Raw genomic sequence first — 20623 nt, forward strand, 5'->3', positions numbered from 1 at the left:
GCGGGCGGAGCGGCGTCAGCGCAGCTCCGCCAGCAGGTCGGGGATGTCGACAAAGGCGAACGCAACCGAACTATCGGCCAGCCCATGCGGCAGAAATATGCGCCGCCCGACGCACATTGCGCCGCAGGTATAGACGACATTGGGCACATAACCCTCGCGATCGAACGCCTTGGCGCTGAGCAGCGGCTCGGGCGTGCGGCCGAGCACCTTTGACGGGTCGTCTTTGTCGAGCAGGACCGCGCCGATCGCATATTTGCGCATCGCGCCGACGCCGTGGGTCAACAGCAGCCAGCCTTCGTCGAGCTCGATCGGCGCACCGCAATTGCCGATCTGAACCAGCTCCCACGGGAATTTCGGTTCGAGCAGCAACTTGCCGCCGTTCCAGCTACCGACATCGTCGCTCTCGAGCAGGAACAGGTTCTGCCCATCCTGCCGCCCGATCATGCGATAGCTGCCGCCGACCTGCCGCGGGAACAGGGCCATGCCCTTGTTGACCGCCGCGTCGCCTTGCATCGGCTGGAAGCGGAACGTGCGGAAGTCGTGCGTGCGTAGCAGCTCTGAATGAATCTTGCTGCCCGAATAAGCGGTATAGGTGCCGATCCATTCGCAGCCATCGTCCGTATGTTGGCACTTGGTCAGCCGCAGATCTTCAAGGCCGTTGGCCTGCGCCGCAGTCATCGGAAAGATCACCGTGCCTGACAACGTAGAATCCGCGTGCCGTTCGGCGGCGACGGTGCCCGGCGCTGCATCAACCGGGTCCGCGATGCGAGTGGCGGCGGTCGCAAAGGGAGGTTGGGGGGCGAGCATCATCCACCCCTCCTGACTGACGATCCCCTCACGAAAGCTGATGGTCGAAATGTGCCCTTCACCCACGGTGCGCATCGACAGGATGACGCGGGTGCAGCCTTCGGGCATGCCGGTCTGGTCGTAGTGTTCCGTCACCGACGGGTTCATGATTGCGGCCGCGGCGTAACTATATTCGTGGCAGAAATAGGCGCCGACCAGCTGCTGTCGCGCTTCGCTGAACATGCGTTCGTCGAGTTCGATCTCGCGCGCCACCTGTTCGAACCGCGCTTCGAACACGCGCCGCGTCTGCCAGTGCCGCGCCTCGAAATCGACGAGCACCTCGGCCAGCTCCTCGGCGACTTCCGCTTCGGTCAGCGCGACGACGGCATCGACCAGTCGCTGACTGCGTGAGCGCGTCCCGTCAGTGGCTTTCCACGCGAGGTGAAAGGGCCGGACCACGACGCGGCCCGGGTCGGCAGTCAGACGCTGCTCGAGCAGGTGAATCTGGATGACATTCGCCCCCGTGTTGCGCGGCGGCGAAGGTCAGGCGCCCACGCTCTCCCGCCGGGCGCCGCTCTCGTCGATTGCGCGCTCGGTCGCCCGGACGCGCATTGCCACGGTCGCAAGTTGCAGCGCAAGGATCGATTCGGCGCCTTGGTTGAGGTTCAGCCCTTCCGGATTCAGGCCGTCGAAACAGCCCCCGTCCTCCCGACTGGCGAGCGGCTGACCCACCTCGTTGGCGCCGGAGAACCAGGCGTATGCGCGCGTCGCGAGCTCATCCCACCCGCCATCCGGTTCGACCCGTGCAGCCGCGTGCGCCGCGTCGATCGTCGCCCACGCCTCCAGCGGCTGCTGATCATAGGCCCGCGGCCGTTGCCGTTCACGGCCGAAGCTTTCGGTGCCGACCGCGCGGAAATCACCTTCGGGACCGCTCTGCTGGTCACGCAGCCAGCGAAGGGTCGACAATCCGACCTCCACCGCCCGTTCGTCACGCAAGCGAACGCCCGCGCGGATCAGGGCCTCAGACAGCCGCGCGTTGTCGTAGGCGAGAACGGTTTCGAACCATTCCCAACCCTCGTGCCGCGCGTCGCGATGACGTTCGAGCAGCATTCGCGTGCCGACCGCCATTATGTCGAGCGCAAGACCGTGACCGGGCCGCATATCGAGCAGCGCGTCCGCGCCGAGCATCGCCATCGCGACCGCACGTGGCGACCGCAACCGCTCGAACAGCGGCCCGGTCAGCTCGAACGTGGTCTGGGCCCATGCGCGCAGCGGCTCGTTCGGCATGTCCCGCGCGGCGACGCCGAGCGCCCACAGCGTGCGGGCGTTGCTGTCCTGCGAACCGACCGCTTCCAGCCATTGGCGATCATAGCCGAGGAAGTTGCGGAACAACCCTTCATCGTCATTCCAGGCGTGCTGGATAAACGCGGCGTAGCTGGTGGCGAATGCGATCGTTTCGGCCGACGCAGGCAGCTGCGCCATGAGCAACAGCGCGCGCGCATTATCGTCGATACAATAGCCGTGCTTGCGATCCGGGACGCGCATGATCCCATGCTGCAGCATGCCGACGCCGTCGGTCATGCGCTCGACCGCGCGTAGGTCGACATCGGGCACCGGAGCGTTGGGGTCGACGCGATGCGCGAGGCGCACCGGCCGCCGCGCCTCGACATCGAAGATGGCGAGGACGTTGGCACCGTTCTCCGCCCAGCGCATGGTCTGCCCGCGCGCCCACGCCTTCGCCGCCAGCGCATCGCGTTCGTGCGGATGAGCGAGCAGCCGCTCGATCGCCGCCGCCATCGCGGCGGGCTCTTCGAACGGCACGAGCAGGCCGTGATCGTCGGCAAGGATTTCGCGCGCGTGCACATAGGGGGTCGACACGACCGCCCGCCCCATCGCCACCGCATAGCTGAGCGCGCCCGACGTAACCTGCTGCGGATTGCCGTAGGGCGTCACATAGACGTCGGCCGCCTGCAGCCAATCGAGCAGCTCTTCCGTATCGAAGAAGCGATCGTGCAACACCAGCGCATCGCCGACGCCCAGCGCCTGTGCGCGCGCCACCAGCCCGTCGCGATAGCTTTCCCCGCAGTCGCGCTTCACCGCTGGATGAGTGGCGCCCAGGACATGGTAGCGCAGATCCGGGTGGCGCGCGACGAGCGACGGCAAAGCCTCGATCATCGTCTCGATGCCCTTGCTCGGCGCGAGCAGGCCAAAGGTCATCAGCGTCGGCGCCTCGGCCAGACCGATCGCCGCGCGACCCGCTGCGGGGGCCATGAAAGGCCGATCAGGAACGCCATGCGGAATGACCGAGATCCGACCTGCGGGGACTCCATAGACGTCGAGCAGGATCTCCCGCCCATGCTCGGCCATCACAATCAGCTTCGACGCGCGGGCAATGATCGCCCGCAGGACGCGGTCCTCGTCCGGATTGGGCGCCCGCAGGACGGTGTGCAGCGTCGCCACGACCGGGGCCCGGATCGCTTCGAGAAGGGTGAGGAGATGCTCCCCGGCAGGCCCCCCGAAGATGCCAAACTCATGCTGGACCCACAGCAGCTCGGCGCCGCTTGCGTTGATCTCCGCCGCCGCGCGACGATAGGCGCTGAGGTCGTGGTGCGGGATCAGATGGATGTCGGGCGCATAGTCGAGCCCAGGCTGCCCGTCGTCCATCGCATAATGATCGACGATGAGGTCAGGCCGAGCGAGCCGCAGCGCGGCGATGCTGTCGCTGGTATAAGTCGCAAGCCCGCACCGGCGCGGCACCGCGTTGCCAATGACGGCGACATGCGCGACCCCTCGCCCAGAAACGCGATCCTCGCGCAGAGAGAGTCCGAAACCCGTTGCCGGTTCGTGCCGCATCGCCAATCCTGTCCGAAACCAGGTATCAGAGGAGACCTGGGCGAACGGTCAACGCGCGCCTCTTCCGGTCGTTCCTGCCGACCCGCACAAATATATTGCGGTGCAGCATGGGCGCTTCTGATGCTGCGCGGGCTGGCGGGAGCTGAAACAGGAAGGGCCGAAGCGCATCGCTGCGCCCCGGCCCTGTCATTGTTCGATGTCAGTCGATCAGGCCGCGCCGCTTACCTCGGCGAGGTCGAGCTGCACGCCCGGGCCCATGGTCGAGGAGAGGCTGACCTTCTTGAGGTACTTGCCCTTGGCACCCGAGGGCTTGGCCTTGACGATGGCGTCGACGAACGCGTCGAAGTTGCGGCGTAGGTCGGCCGTTTCGAAGTTCGCCTTGCCGAGCCCGGCGTGGATGATCCCCGCCTTTTCGACACGGAACTCGATCTGCCCGCCCTTCGCGGCCTTGACCGCTTCGGCGACGTTCGGGGTAACGGTGCCGAGCTTGGGGTTCGGCATCAGCCCCTTGGGGCCGAGAGTCTTACCCAGGCGGCCGACGATGCCCATCATGTCGGGCGTGGCGATGACGCGACCATAATCGAGGTTGCCCGCGAGCATGTCCTCCATCAGGTCCTCGGCACCCACCTTGTCGGCGCCCGCCGCAGTCGCCGCTTCGGCGTTGGCGCCGCGCGCGAATACCGCGACCTTGACGTCCTTGCCCGTGCCGGCGGGGAGGGTGACGACGCCGCGCACCATCTGGTCGGCGTGACGCGGATCGACGCCGAGGTTCATGGCGACCTCGATCGTCTCGGCGAACTTGGTCGACGCGGCGCCCTTCAGCGCCTCGATCGCCTCGTCAACGCCGTAAAGCTTGTCGCGGTCGAAGTTCGCAGCGAGGTTCTTCGCCTTCTTGCTGAGCTTTGCCATCGGATCAGCCCTCCACCACTTCGAGGCCCATCGAGCGGGCGCTGCCTTCAATGATCTTGGTCGCCTGATCGAGATCGTGGGCGTTCAGATCCTTCATCTTCATCTCGGCGATCTCGGTCAGCTTCGAACGCGCGATCGTGCCGGCGCTCGCCTTGCCCGGAGTCTTCGAACCCGACTTGAGGCCCGCCGCCTTCTTGATGAGGAAGGTCGCGGGCGGCGTCTTCGTCTCGAACGAAAAGCTGCGGTCGGCATAGACGGTGATGATCGTCGGGATCGGCATGGCTTTTTCGAGGCCGTCGGTGGCCGCGTTGAATGCCTTGCAGAATTCCATGATGTTGACGCCGCGCTGGCCCAGCGCCGGGCCGATCGGCGGCGACGGGTTGGCAGCGCCGGCAGGCACCTGCAGCTTGATGTAGCCGGTAATCTTCTTGGCCATGACGGCCTCCTTTCACACTGTCGGGCAGCGACGCCACCCTCATGCTGAGCGGTCCTGACGGCGCCGAAACGCCTCCCGCATGAAGTGCCCCCGCAGTTCGCACCGAGGGGGGACCGGCGCGTCATAGTCGCAATCCGCTGCGAAAGCAAAGTCGGGCGGAGGTCCGACAACTGCCCGCGAAGGAAACCTCCCCACGCTTCGGGGGTTTGAAGCGCGGGACGAGGGGCGATCGCTGGCGCCAGGCGCGGGCGAGCGTGTAAAACGGAGACTTGATCATGAACATTTTCCGCAAGGCGGCGCTGCTTAGCGCGGCAAGTGCGATGGGGCTGGTGACTGCTGGCTGCGTGACCAATCCTGAAACCGGCAACCAGCGGATCGCGCGTCCGGCCTGGACCGGTTCGGTAGGCGCGATCGGCGGCTACCTCCTCGGCGATATCCTGGGCGGCCGGAACGACCGCACCGCCAAGATCCTCGGTGCGGGCATCGGCGCGGTCGCAGGGGCTGGCGTCGGGGCCTACATGGATCGGCAGGAGCGGCAGATGCGAGAGCGCACCGCGGGCAGCGGCATCGCCGTCGATCGTCAGGGCGACAACCTATACCTCAACATGCCCGGCGACGTGACCTTCGCCTACGACAGCGCCAACCTGTCACCGAACTTCCAGTCGGCGCTCGATCAGGTGGCGACGACGCTTCGCGAATATCCGGCGACCACGATCGACGTGTTGGGCCATACCGATTCGCGTGGTTCGGAGACCTACAACCAGGGCCTTTCCGAGCGTCGCGCTCAGGCGGTTGCCAACTACCTCGCCGCGCGCGGGGTCCAGTGGGAGCGCATGGCCACCCGCGGCTATGGCGAAACGCAGCTGAAGTGCGCGGAAACCAGCGAAGAAGGCTATCGCTGCAACCGCCGCGTCGAAGTACGCATCACTCCGGTGACGACCAACGACTCACGCTCGGGCTGATCGCTCGAGAGTGTATGTGGTTCGAGGCCCGCCTCCTTCGGGGAGGCGGGCCTTTTTCGCGCGCTAGAGGCTGAAACTGCCTTTCAGCCCGTCGATGACGAACTGGGCGGCGAGGGCGGCGAGCAGCACGCCGAGCAGGCGAGTGATGACAGCTTCGGTCTTTGCGCCCACCAGCCGCATGATGGGTCCTGCGGCGAGAAGCGCGAGGAGCGTCAGCGCCAACACTGCGGCGAGCGCTGCGAACACGACGCCAGCGCGCTCCATCCCGTCGTTTTGGGCGACGAGCAGCATCACCGATGCGATCGATCCGGGCCCGGCAAGCATTGGCATCGCCATCGGGAACACGGAGACATCCTCCACCTCCGGCGTCGCGCGAATTTCCTCCGCGCGCCGTTCGCGGCGCTCGGTGCGGCGCTCGAACACCATTTCGAGCGCGATCACGAACAGCATGATTCCGCCGGCGATGCGAAAGCTGTCGAGATCGATGTGGAGTGCCGATAGCAGCGGCTCCCCGAACAATGCGAAAAACAGCAGAATCGCGCCGGCAATAAGCGTTGCACGGATCGCCATGCTGCGGCGCTGCACCGCGTTGGCGCCCGTCGTCAGGCTCGCGTAGATCGGCGCGCAACCGGGCGGGTCGATCACCACGAACAGCGTGACGAAGGCCGACAGGAACAGCTCGAGCATCGGCAGCTGGTTCATTCGACGCCCGTTTCCACCATCATGCGGAACGCGCTGCCATCCCAGCTATCCACCCGAACCCGCGCCGGTCGGCCGTTGGCCGCAGGGAAATGCCACCAACGCAATGTCGTGTCGGGGGAGCTTCCGGAGTGCGGCGTTAGTTCGAGCGGCGGCATGGCGTCGAGGTTGTCGCAGCTGGCAAAGGACCGTTCGACCGCGTCCGTGCGCCGCGGCGGCGAGGCGACCGTCTCCCCCGTGTCCATCGTCCAGCGCCACTGGCCGTCGCTCTCGCGCACCCACCAGGTGAGGTATCGCGTCGCTCCGCCGCTCGGCCAACTCGCGCCGCCCACGTTCGCGACCGCCATCCCGTCGCAACTGACGACCGCTCGCGTGGGCCACCATTGCACGCTCACCGACGGATCTTCGCGCCCGCGCAGGAACTCATGCGCTCGAGTCGGCTGCGGCAAAAACATCCAGGCGTCCTGCGTCGCGGTCGAACGAAAGGCGGTCCACTGGCCTAGCCGTTCGGCGTCACGCGCGAAGGCCCGATCGGCCTCGACCGCTGCATCGATCGCATTCTGCTGGAGTGTGCGTTCCCCGCCGGTCGGCGTCATGCAACCGGCGAGAAGCACGCTTGGAAGCAGCACCAGCCAGCGCATGTTCAACCCCCTCCCGCAATCACCCGGTGCGATCATAAGCTGCCGTCAGCGTATTGGCGAGCAGGCAGGCGATGGTCATCGGCCCGACCCCGCCAGGCACCGGGGTGATGGCGCCCGCGACCTTCACCGCTTCGTCGAATGCGACATCGCCCACCAGTCGCGACTTTCCGGGGGTGGAGGCGGGGACGCGATTGATCCCCACGTCGATTACCGTCGCGCCGGGTTTGATCCAGTCGCCGCGCACCATTTCGGGCCGCCCCACCGCGGCGACCAGGATGTCGGCGCTACGCGTGACCGCCGGCAGATCGCGCGTGCGGCTGTGCGCGACCGTCACCGTCGCGTCCGCGGCCAGCAACAGCTGCGCCATCGGCTTCCCAACGATGTTCGACCGGCCAACGACGACCGCGTGCAACCCGGACAAGCTCCCGACCGTCTCCTCGAGCAGGATCATGCAGCCGAGCGGCGTGCACGGTACCAGCGCACGCTGCCCGGTCGCGAGCCGCCCGGCGTTAATAACATGGAACCCGTCAACATCCTTGGAGGGATCGATCGCCGCCAGCACCTTTGCGCTATCGACCTGGGCGGGAAGCGGGAGCTGGACGAGAATGCCATCGACCCGATCATCCGCGTTGAGGCGCTCGACTAGCACCAGCAGCTCTGCCTCCGTCGCATCGGCGCCGAAGCGGAATTCAAAGCTCTCCATCCCCGCTTCGCGGGTGGCCGTCCCTTTGTTGCGGACATAGACGGCGCTGGCGGGGTCCTCCCCCACCAGAACGACAGCAAGGCCCGGCGCCCGTCCGTGGCTTTCCACGAACGCGGTGACGTCGTCCGCCACACGCGCGCGCAGCCGAGCCGCTGCCGCCTTCCCGTCGATGATCGTCGCGCCGCTCATACCCCGCCGAGCGCCATCTGCGCGAGCGTCGTGAGCACCGGGCCCTGCAAAATCGCGAGCAGCACCAGCACCACCATCGGCGACAGGTCGAGCGCGCCAAAGTCGGGCATGATCTTGCGGATCGGGCGGTAGAGCGGCTCGGTCATCCGGTCGAGCGTCTCCCAGATCGCAGCCATCGTCGGATTCGAGAGCGACATCACGTTGAAAGCCAGCAGCCAGCTCAAGACCGCCTGGACGATGATCACCCACCACACGACATTGAGGATGATGCGGGCGATTTCGACCAGCATCAGGAACATTTCGGGCATTTCAGCTCCAGCGAGAGAGGGATTCTCAATGAGGGTGGCGATCGGTCCGGGTGCGCTGGGCAGACCTGACCAGCGTTCCGGCACCGACCGATGTGAAGATTTCGAGCAGCATGGCGTGGGGCACGCGACCATCGAGGATCACCGCCGCCTCAGCACCTTCAACGACCGCGTTGAGGCACGTGTCGATCTTGGGCAGCATCCCCCCGGTGATCGCGCCTTCATGCTTCAGTCGCGCGATGCCATTGGGGTCGAGCTCACGGACAAGTTGGCCGTTGCGGTCGAGAACGCCCGGCACGTCGGTCAGCAGAAACAGCCGCGCGGCGCCGAGCGCGGCGGCGATCGCGCCGGCCATGGTGTCGGCGTTGACGTTATAGGTGGCGCCGTCCTCGCCAAGACCGATCGGAGCGATCACCGGGATATAGCCCGCTGCGACCTGCGTATCGATGATCGCGCGGTCGACGCGGTCGGGTTCACCGACGAAGCCCAGGTCCACCGCCGCCTCGATCGCGCTGTCCGGGTCGCGCGTATGGCGGCGCAACGGATGCGTTCGCACCAGCCCCCCGTCCTTGCCGGACAGGCCGATCGCCCTTCCGCCCGCCGCACCGATCCAGCTGACGATTTCCTTGTTGATAGCGCCGGAGAGGACCATTTCGGCGATCTTGGCCGTCTCCGCGTCCGTCACGCGCAAACCGTCGACGAACCGCGTCTCGACGCCCAATTTGTCGAGCATCGCCCCGATCTGCGGACCACCGCCGTGGACCACCACGGGATTGATGCCGACCTGTTTCAGCAGCACCACATCGCGCGCGAAGGCGCGTGCGGCGGCCGGATCGCCCATCGCATGGCCGCCATATTTGATGACAAAGGTGCGCCCCGCATAGCGCTGCAGATAGGGCAGCGCCTCCGTCAGCGTCTCCGCCTTCGCAAGCATCAGCGGGTCGGGCGCGCCATTCATGCGAGCGGTCCGTCGCGGTCGAGCCGGCGGCCGAGACTCACCAGCCCGGTGATGACGAACGGGATCACCGCCAGCGACAACATGACCTTCGCGAGCATCTGCCCGAGCAGCAGCGTCGTGATCGGGAACACGCCGAGAAAGGCGATTGTCACGAACAGGAGCGTGTCGACCGCCTGCGACAGCGCCGATGCGATGCCCCCGCGCACCGCGATTGAGGTGGCAGTCCCGCCCCCGCGACCGCGCAGCCGCGTAAAGAGCGTCACGTTGAGGAATTGTGAAACGCCATAGGCGATGATGCCGGCGATCATCAGCCGGGGCGTCGTGCCGAGGATGGTTTCGAACGCCGTCAGCCTGGCGGGCTCCATCTTGGCATCGGCAGGAAGCTGAAGGACGAGCGCGATCAACGCCATCGACAGCAACAGCGGAATGAAGCCCCACAACACCAGTCGCTGCGCGATACGCTGACCGAACAGTTCGGCGACCGCGCTGGACAGTGCGACCAGCAGCAGAAACGCAAAAATTCCCGCCTCGACCGCCAGCGGCCCCAACGCGACCTGCTTGTTGCCAAGCACCCCGGCGAGGATCACCATCCCACCATAGAGGATGGCATACAGAAACAGGGATTTCGGAATGCCCTGAACGCTCTGCGCGGCAGCGGCGTGGGCGGGGCGAGCGTCGGCGGTCATTGGCACCCCCTATCGCAAACGCCCCGCGCCGCAAAGAACGTCGGCCGCGACGGGTGTCGGCCGAAGCCCTCTCGCCACTCCCGAAATATCGCGTATATCGGCCCGCCGGTCGCCAGAGGAGCGGTGCGGCGGATCAGGGGGACAGCGCATGGCGACGCGCATCGGTTTGGGTCTGGCGGGCATCGCCGTGCTGCTGGCGATCGCGTTTCTGCTCTCGAGCAACCGCCGCTGGGTCCGGCCGCGCGTCGTCGCGGCAGCGTTCGCACTGCAGGCGGGCATTGCGTTCCTTGTGCTTTACACCCCCGTGGGGCGCGCCGCGATCGGCGGTTTGAGCCGTGCCGTCAGCAACCTCCTCGGTTATTCGAAAGCGGGCACGGATTTCATCTTCGGGCCGATTGCCGGGCCGGCCATCGGCGGCAACAGCTTTGCCATCGCCGCGCTGCCGGTGATCATCTTCTTCGCCTCGCTGATTTCGGTGCTCTATTACCTCGGCGTGATGCAGTTCGTGATCAAATGGCTCGGCGGTGCGATCCGCTGGGTCACCGGCATCACGCGAGTCGAAAGCCTGGGCGCGGCGGCCAACATCTTTGTCGGGCAGAGCGAAAGCCCGCTGGTCATCCGCCCTTATCTCGCCGGGCTGACCCCGGCGCAGCTGTTCACGATGATGACCGTCGGCATGGCCGGGGTCGCGGGGACGATCCTCGGCGCCTACGCCTCGATGCTGGGCCCGCAGCTCCTCCCCTACCTCCTCGCGGCGAGCTTCATGTCGGCGCCGGGCGGTATCCTGATGGCCAAAATCATCATGCCCGACGATCCAAAGGATGTCGGCATCGAACCTGCCGAACTCGCCGCCGCCAGCCACGACGAGGAAAAGCCCGCCAACCTTATCATGGCCGCGGCGCAGGGCGCGCAGACCGGGGTCAAGTTGGCCGTCGCGGTCGGCGCGATGGTGCTCGCCTTCGTCGCGCTGGTCGCGCTCGCCAACGGGCTGCTCGGCGGCATCGGCGGCTGGTTCGGGCGCCCCGACCTCAGCTTTCAGATGCTGCTCGGCTACCTCTTCCAGCCGGTGATGGCGCTGCTGGGCGTGCCGTGGAACGAGGCGGGGACCGCGGGCGGGCTGTTCGGGACGAAGATCGTCCTCAACGAATTCGTCGCGTTCATCGACCTCGCCAAGGTTCAGGGGACGTTGTCGCCGGCGACGGTCGGGGTGGTGACCTTTGCGCTGTGCGGTTTCGCCAATTTCTCGTCGATCGCGATCCAGATGGCGGTGACCGGCAACCTCGCCCCCAATCAGCGCCCGATGATCGCCCGGCTGGGGATCAAGGCGCTGCTCGCCGGCAGCCTCGCCAACCTGATGAGCGCGGCGCTCGCGGGGTTGATGCTCTCGCTACGTTGAGGCTGCGCGCCGCCGCCCAGCGCGCGCCGAAATCGGCGTCGATGCGCTCGTCGACAAAGCGGTCGAGCCCCGAGCCGGGGAAGAAGCTCATCTCGCCGAAGCGCGGCCCGGCGGCGGTGTCATAGAGGTCGACGCGCACGAAATCGAAGTCGCGGCCAAGCACTGCCGCGGCGGCGGTCATCGCCGCGAGGTCGGGCGGCGGGGGCAGCCCCGGCCCGCCGCGGTCGGAACTCGCCAAGGGGCACCAGCTCAGCGGATCGAGCAACTGCCAGCGATGCCGCGCGGTGCCGCGTCCGACATGCACCTGCACTGCCGCCACCTCGCCCGCGAAGACGTAGAATTTATAATCGACCGGCAGCGCGCCGTCGTCGCCGATGAAGGGTTCGACGATCACCCCGCGCGGCACGTCGGCATAGGCGCGCTCGCCCAGCCAAAAGCCATAGGCGTGCGCCAGCCAGCGGCGGCTGGCGCGGCGCGCGGCGGTCCAGTCGGCGACGCTGCCGATCACCCGCCACTGATTGCAGCCGTGGCGCGATTTCATGATCATCAGGGGCGGCCCGGCGGGCGGCGCGGGATCAGGGCGCTCGCCGCTCCACAGCGTTGGAATGACCCAGTCGGTGCCGATGCGCGCCGCGACCCACGGCTTCACCGCCAGCTTGTCGATCAGCGACGGCTGTCGAGGGTCGACCGGCTGGAGCTTACGCCACTGGACCCATTCGGTGAAGCGTTGGGGCTCGCGCAGATGACCGACCCGCTGGTGCCGCAACAGGTAGAGAAAGCCGAGCCAGAACCACAGCACGCTGTGCGCCGCGCGCGGGTGCGACACCGCGAGAGCGAGCAGCGGCAGCACGGATAGCGCCAGCGCCGCCGTAGCGGCCAGGCTCAATCGATCCGCCAGTCGATCGGCTTGAAACTGCCGTTGTTCGACTGCAGCGCGCTGCAGGCGGTGAGGCCGATGATGAGGTCCATCTCCGCGCGGAATTCGATGCGGTCGCCGGCGCGGCTTTTGGGCGGCAGCACCTTGATCTCGCCCGTCTCCCCGTCGACCGGCACGTTCATGAAGCAGTTGAACGCGGTCGGGATCATGTCTTCGCTCACCCCATAAGGCGCGAGCGCGGCGGCGAGGTTGCCGAAACAGCCGCGGTGCGGGTCGGTGTCGCCATAGATGATGCGAAACGTGTCCTTGCTGCACGGCGTCAGCAGGAAATCGTGCCGGCCGACGTCGTCGTGGATGATGGTCAGCATCACGTTCGAGCGGTTCGAATAGAGCGGGTCGCCGGTCGTCAAATAGAGGCGGCTCGCATAATCGAGCGTACGGCCCGAGGAGATCACTTCGCCCACGTCGTCGGCATTGTAGGCGAGCAGGTCCGCCACCTGTTCCCCGGTCGGGTCGATCACCGTCAGGGTCTGGCCCTTGGCGAGGCGAAAGGCGGTGCCCGACCGCGGGGGAATACGCTGGGTGTCGCTCAAGAGGGGTGTCCTTCGGCTTCGTCGTCCAGATGTTCGTCATAGGGCGCCAGTTCGGCCTGGAACGCCGCCACCACCGGATCGACCTCCCCGTCGCGTTCGAACGGCGCGCTCCACCCTTCGGTCACCTGCCGCCCGCTATATTGGCGCGCTTCGGAAATGGTGCCGTGGCGCGCGAGCATCGGATTGATTGAACCCGCCAGCGCCTCGTCGCGGCTGAGGATCGAGGCGCGCAGCTTTTCGTACCGCCCCTGTGCGCGCAGCTGTTCGAACTGGTCGTGGAGGTTGAACACCAGCACCGGATGACGATAGCGCCGCGCCGGACGGCTCGCGCCCGGATGCAGCCCGACGCAGAAGAATGCCTCCCCGCCGAAGCTGAGCGAGAAATGCGGATTGTCGGGGTCCTCCGACACGCGCGGATCGGCGCGCTGGCCGAGCCAGCTGTCTTTATCGGAGAGCGACTGGATACGCTCCCACAGCAAGGCTTCGAAGGTCGGCTCGTCGGTTTCGGCGCTGTCGGGAAAGATCACTGCCAGCGACTGAAAGATCACCGGGCTGGCGCGATAGCTCGCGGCGAGATCGTGGAGTTCGTGGAGGATGGGGAGGTCGTTCCACGCCGAGGCGATGTCGCGCGCGACGATGATCCGCATCTTCTCGCGCGACAGCGCCGATTTGGCGCCGACGCAGGGGAAGGCGGGGTCGCGGATAAAGGCGCGGAAATCCTCCGCCACCGCCGAGTCGCGGTCGCGTTCGCCCCGCGCGGCGTGGGGGCAGGTCGGCACCATCGCCGACCCGTCCGACAAAAGCTGTTGCTGCATGACGGGGGAGATAATGCGCTTCCCGCCGATTCGCACCGCCTACTTAAGAAAATCAGTCACTTCCTGCGCGAACCGCGTCGGTTGGTCCCACATGATGAAGTGCGCGCTGTCGGGGATGTAGGTGAGCGTCGCCTGCCGCGCGGGCGCATAGGCCGAGCGGTAGAGCATGCCCATCATCTCCTGATTGACCGGCGCGCCGGCGGGCACCACCCACAGCACCTTCATCGGCCCGGTGAAGCGGGCGAGCGCGGGGGTGAGGTCGGTGGTGGCGAGATCGTAATAGGATTGCGCCACCGTCGCGCGATCGCTCGCCAGGCTGTCGGCGATCCCCACCGGGCGCATCGCTTCGTTGCGGATCATGCCCGAAATCATCTGGGTGAGGATCGGCCGGCTTTCCTCGGCGCTGCCCGACGTCATGCGCGTGCGCATCATCTCCGCCATCGGCCGCACGCTGTCGGGGGTCGCGGTCGGACCGCCGAACAACATGCCGAGGAACGGCACCATGTCGACCACCATCAGCTTGCCGACGCGGTCGGGGTGGCTGGTGGCGACGCTCATCGCCAGCGAGCCGCCCATCGAATGGCCGATCAGCGCCGGCCGGTCGAGCCGCGCCGCTTCGATATAGCGCGCGATCTCCCCCGCGACGGGCAGCAGCACCGGGCCGCTGGCGTTGGCTTCGGGTGCGACCCCGGCAAAACCTTTCACCTGTACGAGATGATAGCGATAGCCCGGTACCGCCGCACGCATCTGCTCCCACACCTTGGGCGAGGAGGAGAGGCCGGGAATCAACACCACGTCGGGCCCGCTGCCGGTCACCGTGACGGCGATGCGGTCGGAGGTGAAGTTCGCAGCCGGAACGGGTGCGGGGGCGCTGGCCGGGGCGGCGGGTGCTGCCGGCGCAGCGGTCTGGGCGAGGGTGGGGGCGCTGACGATCAGCGCTGCGGCGAGCGCGCTGCGGGTGAAGCGGCGGATCATGCGAGAACTCTCCTCCCGGGCCGAGGGATGGCGGGCAGTGCGCGTGGTAATGGGCGCGAGGGCGGCGAGCAAGCACGCGCGCTGCCGCTGCTCGGCACGGGGAGGGGGGCGCCGCGTCGAAACAACCGCCGTCACCCCGGACTTGATCCGGGGTCCCGCTTTCGGCGGCGGGGCCGTCATGGGAGCAAATCCCATGACGTCGATCAGGTCGGCTTCGCCGCCTGTCGGCCGGCCTGCAGCGTCAGCTTCGCCGAGCGCGCGGGCGTAGCCGCGCTCGCCTTCGCTACACCGGGACCGGCTCGGCGCCTGTCCAGTCGTAAAACCCACGCCCGCTTTTCTTGCCGAGCCAGCCCGCATCTACGCGGCGGATCAGCTGCGCGGCGGGGCGGAAGCGGGGGTCGCCGGTGCCGTCCTGCAGCACGCGGATGATGGCGAGACAGGTGTCGAGGCCGATGAAGTCCGCCAGCGTCAACGGCCCCATCGGGTGATTGAGCCCCAGCCGGCAGGCCGTATCGATGTCCGCGATGGTAGCGACACCTTCGCCCAGCGCGGTGGCGGCTTCGTTGATCATCGGCATCAGCACGCGGTTGACGATGAAGCCGGGGGCGTCGCTGGCGTGCACCACCGCCTTGCCGAGCCGGTCGGCGAACGCCTCCATCGCGGCGAGCACCTCGGGCGCGGTGGCCATGCCGCGGATCAGTTCGACAAGGCCCATCACCGGCACCGGATTGAAGAAATGCACGCCGACGAAGCGCGCCGGATCGGGCGCCGTCTGCGCAAGCCGCGTGATCGAGATCGAGCTGGTGTTGGTGGCGATGATCGCATCGATGGCCACCGCGGCGCCGACCTTGGCGATCAGCTCGCGCTTGAGTCCCTCGTTCTCGGTCGCTGCTTCGACCACCAGCTGGCAATCGGCGAAGTCGGCCGGACCCGCCACCGCGACGATGCGACCAAGCGTCGCGGCGCTGTCCTCGGCGCTCAACTTGCCCTTGTCGATGGCGCGGGCGTGGCGCTTGGCGATGGCGGCCTTTGCCGCTTCGACACGGTCGACGCTGACGTCGGCGAGCCGCGTCGCATAGCCTGCGGCGGCGCAGACTTCGGCGATCCCCGCGCCCATCTGCCCGGCGCCGAGCACGCCGATGGTGGTGATGTTCATGCCCACGCACTCCGTTGAAAAGCGTCGCCCCTAGCCGCGTCAGGGCGCCCATTCCAGCGGCGTGGCGTGGGCGAGCACCAGGCTGAACCAGCCCTCCCGATCGCTCCAGTCGGCGGCCGGGGTCCAGCCCCCCGCTTCGAGCAGCCGCCGCGCTTCGCCGAGCGCATATTTGTGGCTGTTCTCGGTGTGGATCGTCTCCCCCGCGGCCATGGCTAAGCGCTGGCCGGCGACGGTGAAGGCGACGACGCGCTGCGCGACGAGGTGCATCTCGATCCGCCCGCGCGGCTCGTTCCAGCGCGCTTCGTGCGCGAAGGCGTCGGTCGGCACGTCGCCGCCCAGCTCGCGGTTGATGCGGGTGAGGAGGTTGCGGTTGAACGCCGCGGTCACCCCGGCGGCGTCGTCATAGGCGGGGATCAGCACCTCGACCGGCTTCACGCGGTCGAAGCCGATCAGCAGCGCCGCGCCCTCCCCCAGCGTCGCGCGCATCGAGCGAAGGAGATCGACCGCCGCCGCCGGGCCCATGTTGCCGATGGTTGAGCCGGGGAAGAAACCCAACATCGGCCGACCCACAACCTCGCCCGGCAGCGCCACCGGGGCCATGAAATCGCCCTCGACCGCATAGCAGGGCAGCCCCGGAAAGCGCGCCTGAAGGTCGCCGACGCTGGCACGCAGGAAATCGCCCGAAATGTCGATCGCGACATAGGCGAGCGGCGCCGCATGGCTCAGCAGCAGCGGCGTTTTGGTCGAGCTGCCCGAGCCGAATTCGACGACAGTGCGCCCCGCCACCGCCGCGCCGATGGCCGCGCCATGTTCGGTGAGGATGCCGGTTTCGGTGCGCGTCGGATAATATTCGGGCAGCTCGGTGATCGCCTCGAACAGCTCCGATCCCGCCTGATCGTAGAGCCAGCGCGCAGGGATCGCCTTTTGCGGCAGCGCCAGCCCGGCCAGCACATCGCGAGCAAAGTCCGTGGGGGTGAAGTTGCGTTCGCCGTCAGCCACCGTCACGCCCCCACCTTTACCGCCACCGTCAAGCATCGCGCGCCAACCGCACCCCGGTCACCTGCCAGCGCTGGTGGGGGTAAAAGAAATTGCGATAGCTCGGCCGCAGGTGCCCCCGCGGGGTGGCGCAGCTGCCGCCGCGCAGCACCGCCTGCCCGCTCATGAACTTGCCGTTATATTCGCCGACCGCCCCTGCCGCTGCGCGAAAGCCGGGGTAGGGGCGATAGGCGCTGCCGGTCCACTGCCACACCCCGCCCATGCGCTCACCCATCCCCGCAGCCGACGGGACCAGCGCTGACCGCGCGTCGAGAAGGTCGCCCGCGGCTGGATCGGCGGCGGCGGCCCACGCCTCCCACTCGGCTTCGGTCGGCAGCCGGGCGCCTGCCCAGGCAGCGTAGGCGTCTGCCTCGTAAAAGCTGACGTGCGCGACCGGCGCGTGGCGGTCGAGCGGTTGCCAGCCCGCCAGCGTGAAGCGTTCGCCACCCCCATCGCCGCCGTCGCGCCAATAGGCGGGCGCGGTGACGCTCTCGCGCTGCACCCACGCCCAGCCGTCGGAGAGCCACAGCCGCGCGTCGCGATAGCCGCCGTCGGCGATGAAGTCCTGCCATTCGCCGTTGGTCACCGGGCGCGCGGCGATGGCGTGCGGCGCGAGCCAGACATGGTGCCGCGGCCCTTCGCAGTCGAAGGCGAAGCCGGCGCCGTCGTGGCCGATGGCGCGGCGCCCCTCCGCCCCCGCCTGCCAGACGAGCGGCGTTTCCTCGCCCCGCACGGGCATGGCGGCGTCGGGGTAGGCGACCGGCCCCAGCGGGTTCTGCGCGAACAGGTGGAGGAGGTCGGTGACCAGCAGCTCCTGATGCTGCTGTTCGTGCGCGAGGCCGAGTTCGACCAGCGTCTGCGCGGGCTCGGGCAGGCGGTGCCATGCGCCGAGCAACGCATCGTCGACCGCGCGGCGCCAGGCGCGAATCTCGTCGAGGCTCGGCCGGGTGATCAGCCCGCGCGCGTGGCGGGCATGGCGCGGTCCCTCCGCCTCATAATAGCTGTTGAAGAGATAGGGGTAGCGATCGTCGAACAGCCGATAGCCGGGCAGATGATCGCGCAACACGAAGGTTTCGAAGAACCAGGTCGTGTGCGCCAGGTGCCATTTGGTCGGCGATGCATCGGGCATCGACTGCACCGTCGCATCGGCGTCGGAGAGCGGCTCGGCGAGATCCAGCGTCAGCGCGCGAGTGCGAGCATAGGCGTCGGCGAGCGAATCGCGCGCCACGGCGACGATCCGTTCCGGGGCGTTCACTTGGCTCGCCCCGCGCCCGGCACCCACAGCACATCGCCGCGCCCGTCGTCGTTGGCGATGCGCGCGGCGGTGAACAGCCAGTCCGACAGCCGGTTGAGATAGGCGAGCGCCGCCGGGTTGACCGGCTCGAGCGCCGCCACCGCGACCGCACTGCGCTCAGCCCGCCGCACGCTCGCGCGGGCCAAATGCAGTCGCGCCGCCAGCTCGCTGCCGCCGGGCAAGACGAAGCTCGTCAGGGGGCTGAGGCGCGCGGTCATCGCGTCGATGCCGCGTTCCAGCCGCTCCACTTGGCGCGAGACGATGCGTAAGTCCATTTCGCCCGCGGCGAACGGTTCGTGGCGCTCCGGGTCGGCGGGGGTAGCGAGGTCGGCGCCGAGGTCGAACAGGTCGCTCTGAATATCGACAAGCTCGCGCGCCAGTTCCTCCGCCGCCGCCACGCGGGCGAGGCCGATCGCGCTGTTGGCTTCATCGACATCGCCGATCGCCGCGAACAGCGCGTTATGTTTGGGACGGCGCGAGCCGTCCACGAGCCCGCTGTCGCCGGCATCGCCGGTGCGGGTGTAGATGCGGTTGAGCTTGACCATCGCGGGACTGAACGCGCGACGCGGCGGTTCAGTTCGACGCCGCGACCAGCCCCAGCACCACCAGCAGAATGATCGTGATCGCCTGCCATTTCACACGCGCGAACATCATTCGGTTCTGCATCATGTGCAGATCCGTGCCGTCGGCGGTCATTGCCGCTTCGCGCGACTGGCCGAAGAAGATCAGCCCGCGCACGAGGCTGAACAGCACCATGCCGGCAGCGGCAACGATGAGCAGGATGATCGCAATGTTCATGCGCGATTATCTAGGGCGCGATCAGTCGAAACCCAAGCGGCAATCGGCCTTCGCGCAGTGCCTGGCCAAGCGATTTTCCCGCGTAGCCTGAACGGGAAAGCGCATCGAGATCGGCCGCGGCATCGCGCGTCGCCAGCCGCCGTCCCCGCGCATCGGCGACCAGCGCGTGATGATGATAGCGCGGGGTCGGCAAATCGAGCACCGCCTGCAGCAGGCGGTGGACATGCGTCGCGCCGAACAGATCCGCGCCGCGGGTGACGTTGCTGATGCCCAGCGCCGCATCGTCGATGGTGCTGGCAAGGTGATAGGCATGCGCCCCGTCACGACGTTTGAGGACGACGTCGCCGGCGATGAGCGGCGTGCAGGGGTGACGCGACGGGCGACGGTTGGGCTCGGGGGGTGGCGCGCCCTCACCCTCCCACGCTTCGCGCGGGCCCCTCCCTCTCCCACCGGGAGATGGAAGGAGGCGCGTAGCGCCGGGAGGGTGAGGGTTGTCCACTCCCCATTCCTCCCACCACAGCGGCCCCGCCTGCGCCGCGGCGCGCGCCACGTCGAGGCGCACTGCGTGCGGCTCCCCCGCCGCGATGCGCGCCGCGCGCTGCTGCGGCGACACATGCCGACAAGTGCCGGGATAGAGCGGTCCGTCGATGCCATGCGGCGCCGACGCCGACGCGGCGATTTCCGCCGCGATGTCGCGCCGGGTGCAGAAGCAGGGATAGGTGAGCTCGGCCTTCGCGAGCGTCGCCAGCGCCGCGTCATACAGCGCCGTGCGCTGCGACTGAGAGACCGGCGCGTCGTCGGGCTCGAGCCCGAGCGCGCCGAGCTGGCGTACAATCGCGTCGGCCATCCCCGGCTTCACGCGCGCGGTGTCGAGGTCGTCGAAGCGGATGAGGAACCGCCCGCCCTGCGCCCGCGCGAGGTCATGCGCGACGACCGCGGCATAGGCGTGGCCGAGGTGCAGCGCGCCGGTCGGCGACGGCGCGAAGCGGGTGACGACGCTCACGCCCCGCGCGCTTATTCTGCGGCGACGGCGCCGTTGGCGTGCGGCGCGAGCGCGGGCGGCGCTGGTGCTGGGGTGGACGCGGGCGCGGGCAACGCCGTCTCCTCCTCCGGCTCGAACAGCCCCGCCGGCTCGATGCGGTCGGCGAGCGTCAGCCGATCGAGCACCGCGGCGGTCTCATCGCGCACCTGGATCATCAGCGCGCGCAGCCGACATTCCACTTCAGGCAGGCAGTTGCGGCAGGTTTCGTGAGCGAATCGGCTCGCGCAGGGGACGAGCGCGAGGCTCCCCCGCGTTAGCCGCACGATGTCACCGTAGCGGATGTCGACCGGCGGCAGCCCCAGCCGATAGCCCCCATCGCGCCCGCGCTGCGACGCGACGAGCCCGGCGCGCGCCATTTCACTGAGAATGATAGTCAGGAACTTGCGCGGGATGCGCTGCGCGTCGGCGATGTCGCCGAGCGGGATGTGCCCTTCGCCGTAATGATCGGCGAGATGCTGCAGCGCGCGAATGGTATAGCGGGTCTTCTGCGACAGCATGGCGGCGAGCGCTATGCG

At 67.9% G+C, this 20623-nt stretch carries 22 protein-coding genes and 1 pseudogene; 2 read left to right on the forward strand and 21 right to left on the reverse strand.

Going from position 1 to position 20623, the window contains the following annotated elements:
* Positions 1 to 15: 15 nt before the first annotated feature.
* The 4 genes from ACRYJK_RS09445 to rplK all read right to left on the reverse strand — a co-directional run bounded on the left by ACRYJK_RS09445 (position 16) and on the right by rplK (position 4984).
* On the reverse strand, positions 16 to 1245 hold the full coding sequence (locus tag ACRYJK_RS09445; protein ID WP_482667254.1) for a glycoside hydrolase family 130 protein: 1230 nt from the start codon (positions 1243 to 1245) through the stop codon (positions 16 to 18).
* Between the two features lie 84 nt (positions 1246 to 1329).
* Entirely contained in the window at positions 1330 to 3639 is a 2310-nt protein-coding gene (locus ACRYJK_RS09450) for a glycosyltransferase family 4 protein (RefSeq protein ID WP_482667255.1), read from the reverse strand.
* A gap of 207 nt (positions 3640 to 3846) precedes the next feature.
* Complete coding sequence (rplA, locus tag ACRYJK_RS09455; RefSeq protein ID WP_482667256.1) at positions 3847 to 4548, reverse strand: 50S ribosomal protein L1; 702 nt, start codon at positions 4546 to 4548, stop codon at positions 3847 to 3849.
* A 4-nt stretch (positions 4549 to 4552) separates the two neighbouring features.
* On the reverse strand, positions 4553 to 4984 hold the full coding sequence (gene rplK, locus ACRYJK_RS09460; protein ID WP_482667257.1) for a 50S ribosomal protein L11: 432 nt from the start codon (positions 4982 to 4984) through the stop codon (positions 4553 to 4555).
* Between the two features lie 275 nt (positions 4985 to 5259).
* Here rplK and ACRYJK_RS09465 point away from each other — a divergent pair, with 275 nt between their 5' ends.
* On the forward strand, positions 5260 to 5946 hold the full coding sequence (locus ACRYJK_RS09465) for a YiaD family glycine zipper/OmpA-like lipoprotein (protein WP_482667258.1): 687 nt from the start codon (positions 5260 to 5262) through the stop codon (positions 5944 to 5946).
* Positions 5947 to 6009: 63 nt separating this feature from the next.
* Here the strand turns inward: ACRYJK_RS09465 and ACRYJK_RS09470 are convergent, their stop codons facing one another.
* The 6 genes from ACRYJK_RS09470 to ACRYJK_RS09495 are packed head-to-tail and all read right to left on the reverse strand — an operon-like array spanning position 6010 to position 10127.
* Positions 6010 to 6633 carry a MarC family protein gene (locus tag ACRYJK_RS09470; protein WP_482667440.1) on the reverse strand — a complete coding sequence of 208 codons (624 nt, stop codon included), beginning with the start codon at positions 6631 to 6633 and terminating at the stop codon, positions 6010 to 6012.
* A gap of 11 nt (positions 6634 to 6644) precedes the next feature.
* Positions 6645 to 7286 carry a hypothetical protein gene (locus ACRYJK_RS09475; protein ID WP_482667259.1) on the reverse strand — a complete coding sequence of 214 codons (642 nt, stop codon included), beginning with the start codon at positions 7284 to 7286 and terminating at the stop codon, positions 6645 to 6647.
* Positions 7287 to 7305: 19 nt separating this feature from the next.
* Positions 7306 to 8178, reverse strand: a complete 873-nt coding sequence (gene folD / locus ACRYJK_RS09480; RefSeq protein ID WP_482667260.1) for a bifunctional methylenetetrahydrofolate dehydrogenase/methenyltetrahydrofolate cyclohydrolase FolD — start codon at positions 8176 to 8178, stop codon at positions 7306 to 7308.
* A complete protein-coding gene (locus ACRYJK_RS09485) occupies positions 8175 to 8477 on the reverse strand; it encodes a YggT family protein (RefSeq protein ID WP_482667441.1) in 303 nt (100 codons plus the stop codon). Before ACRYJK_RS09485 ends, folD begins: the two co-directional genes overlap by 4 nt.
* Before the next feature lie 34 nt (positions 8478 to 8511).
* On the reverse strand, positions 8512 to 9441 hold the full coding sequence (gene argB, locus ACRYJK_RS09490; protein WP_482667261.1) for an acetylglutamate kinase: 930 nt from the start codon (positions 9439 to 9441) through the stop codon (positions 8512 to 8514).
* Positions 9438 to 10127 carry a queuosine precursor transporter gene (locus tag ACRYJK_RS09495; protein ID WP_482667262.1) on the reverse strand — a complete coding sequence of 230 codons (690 nt, stop codon included), beginning with the start codon at positions 10125 to 10127 and terminating at the stop codon, positions 9438 to 9440. Before ACRYJK_RS09495 ends, argB begins: the two co-directional genes overlap by 4 nt.
* A 148-nt stretch (positions 10128 to 10275) precedes the next feature.
* On the opposite strand from ACRYJK_RS09495, the gene ACRYJK_RS09500 reads away from it, so the two are divergent.
* Complete coding sequence (locus tag ACRYJK_RS09500) at positions 10276 to 11523, forward strand: NupC/NupG family nucleoside CNT transporter (protein WP_482667263.1); 1248 nt, start codon at positions 10276 to 10278, stop codon at positions 11521 to 11523.
* Here ACRYJK_RS09500 and ACRYJK_RS09505 read toward each other — a convergent pair.
* The 11 genes and pseudogenes from ACRYJK_RS09505 to ACRYJK_RS09555 all read right to left on the reverse strand — a co-directional run.
* A complete protein-coding gene (locus ACRYJK_RS09505; RefSeq protein ID WP_482667264.1) occupies positions 11447 to 12409 on the reverse strand; it encodes an ATP-grasp fold amidoligase family protein in 963 nt (320 codons plus the stop codon). The genes ACRYJK_RS09500 and ACRYJK_RS09505 overlap by 77 nt on opposite strands.
* The gene (locus ACRYJK_RS09510; protein WP_482667265.1) at positions 12406 to 12993 is read right to left on the reverse strand and encodes a DUF1989 domain-containing protein; all 588 of its coding nucleotides are present in this window, start codon (positions 12991 to 12993) and stop codon (positions 12406 to 12408) included. Before ACRYJK_RS09510 ends, ACRYJK_RS09505 begins: the two co-directional genes overlap by 4 nt.
* Positions 12990 to 13775: a guanitoxin biosynthesis heme-dependent pre-guanitoxin N-hydroxylase GntA gene (gene gntA, locus ACRYJK_RS09515; RefSeq protein ID WP_482667442.1), complete on the reverse strand. Its 786-nt coding sequence runs from the start codon at positions 13773 to 13775 to the stop codon at positions 12990 to 12992. Before gntA ends, ACRYJK_RS09510 begins: the two co-directional genes overlap by 4 nt.
* Before the next feature lie 72 nt (positions 13776 to 13847).
* Positions 13848 to 14783 carry an alpha/beta fold hydrolase gene (locus ACRYJK_RS09520; protein WP_482667266.1) on the reverse strand — a complete coding sequence of 312 codons (936 nt, stop codon included), beginning with the start codon at positions 14781 to 14783 and terminating at the stop codon, positions 13848 to 13850.
* Positions 14784 to 15066: 283 nt separating this feature from the next.
* Entirely contained in the window at positions 15067 to 15939 is an 873-nt protein-coding gene (locus ACRYJK_RS09525) for a 3-hydroxyacyl-CoA dehydrogenase NAD-binding domain-containing protein (protein ID WP_482667267.1), read from the reverse strand.
* Positions 15940 to 15978: 39 nt separating this feature from the next.
* Positions 15979 to 16974 carry an L-histidine N(alpha)-methyltransferase gene (gene egtD / locus ACRYJK_RS09530; RefSeq protein ID WP_482667268.1) on the reverse strand — a complete coding sequence of 332 codons (996 nt, stop codon included), beginning with the start codon at positions 16972 to 16974 and terminating at the stop codon, positions 15979 to 15981.
* Complete coding sequence (gene egtB, locus ACRYJK_RS09535) at positions 16967 to 18229, reverse strand: ergothioneine biosynthesis protein EgtB (protein WP_482667269.1); 1263 nt, start codon at positions 18227 to 18229, stop codon at positions 16967 to 16969. Before egtB ends, egtD begins: the two co-directional genes overlap by 8 nt.
* Positions 18226 to 18813, reverse strand: a complete 588-nt coding sequence (locus tag ACRYJK_RS09540) for a cob(I)yrinic acid a,c-diamide adenosyltransferase (RefSeq protein ID WP_482667270.1) — start codon at positions 18811 to 18813, stop codon at positions 18226 to 18228. The genes egtB and ACRYJK_RS09540 overlap by 4 nt, the downstream gene beginning before the upstream one ends.
* Before the next feature lie 28 nt (positions 18814 to 18841).
* A complete protein-coding gene (locus tag ACRYJK_RS09545; protein WP_482667271.1) occupies positions 18842 to 19066 on the reverse strand; it encodes an HIG1 domain-containing protein in 225 nt (74 codons plus the stop codon).
* Positions 19067 to 19076: 10 nt separating this feature from the next.
* Positions 19077 to 20069 (reverse strand): tRNA glutamyl-Q(34) synthetase GluQRS, encoded by a 993-nt coding sequence (gene gluQRS, locus ACRYJK_RS09550; RefSeq protein ID WP_482667272.1) that lies wholly within the window; start codon positions 20067 to 20069, stop codon positions 19077 to 19079.
* 107 nt (positions 20070 to 20176) lie between these two features.
* Positions 20177 to 20605 (reverse strand): annotated as a pseudogene (locus tag ACRYJK_RS09555) (RrF2 family transcriptional regulator); the annotation flags it as partial.
* Positions 20606 to 20623: the final 18 nt, after the last annotated feature.

The sequence above is a fragment of the Sphingomonas sp. BLHR8 genome, from assembly GCF_056821725.1.

Bases quoted from the DNA above. Each gene is read 5' to 3' on its own strand.
- ACRYJK_RS09450 (WP_482667255.1), bottom strand. From the start codon at position 3,639: ATGCGGCACGAACCGGCAACGGGTTTCGGACTCTCTCTGCGCGAGGAT.
- rplA (WP_482667256.1), bottom strand. From the start codon at position 4,548: ATGGCAAAGCTCAGCAAGAAGGCGAAGAACCTCGCTGCGAACTTCGAC.
- rplK (WP_482667257.1), bottom strand. From the start codon at position 4,984: ATGGCCAAGAAGATTACCGGCTACATCAAGCTGCAGGTGCCTGCCGGC.
- ACRYJK_RS09465 (WP_482667258.1), top strand. From the start codon at position 5,260: ATGAACATTTTCCGCAAGGCGGCGCTGCTTAGCGCGGCAAGTGCGATG.
- ACRYJK_RS09470 (WP_482667440.1), bottom strand. From the start codon at position 6,633: ATGCTCGAGCTGTTCCTGTCGGCCTTCGTCACGCTGTTCGTGGTGATC.
- ACRYJK_RS09475 (WP_482667259.1), bottom strand. From the start codon at position 7,286: ATGCGCTGGCTGGTGCTGCTTCCAAGCGTGCTTCTCGCCGGTTGCATG.
- folD (WP_482667260.1), bottom strand. From the start codon at position 8,178: ATGAGCGGCGCGACGATCATCGACGGGAAGGCGGCAGCGGCTCGGCTG.
- ACRYJK_RS09485 (WP_482667441.1), bottom strand. From the start codon at position 8,477: ATGTTCCTGATGCTGGTCGAAATCGCCCGCATCATCCTCAATGTCGTG.
- argB (WP_482667261.1), bottom strand. From the start codon at position 9,441: ATGAATGGCGCGCCCGACCCGCTGATGCTTGCGAAGGCGGAGACGCTG.
- ACRYJK_RS09495 (WP_482667262.1), bottom strand. From the start codon at position 10,127: ATGACCGCCGACGCTCGCCCCGCCCACGCCGCTGCCGCGCAGAGCGTT.
- ACRYJK_RS09500 (WP_482667263.1), top strand. From the start codon at position 10,276: ATGGCGACGCGCATCGGTTTGGGTCTGGCGGGCATCGCCGTGCTGCTG.
- gntA (WP_482667442.1), bottom strand. From the start codon at position 13,775: ATGGTGCCGACCTGCCCCCACGCCGCGCGGGGCGAACGCGACCGCGAC.
- ACRYJK_RS09520 (WP_482667266.1), bottom strand. From the start codon at position 14,783: ATGATCCGCCGCTTCACCCGCAGCGCGCTCGCCGCAGCGCTGATCGTC.
- ACRYJK_RS09525 (WP_482667267.1), bottom strand. From the start codon at position 15,939: ATGAACATCACCACCATCGGCGTGCTCGGCGCCGGGCAGATGGGCGCG.
- egtD (WP_482667268.1), bottom strand. From the start codon at position 16,974: ATGCTTGACGGTGGCGGTAAAGGTGGGGGCGTGACGGTGGCTGACGGC.
- ACRYJK_RS09540 (WP_482667270.1), bottom strand. From the start codon at position 18,813: ATGGTCAAGCTCAACCGCATCTACACCCGCACCGGCGATGCCGGCGAC.
- ACRYJK_RS09545 (WP_482667271.1), bottom strand. From the start codon at position 19,066: ATGAACATTGCGATCATCCTGCTCATCGTTGCCGCTGCCGGCATGGTG.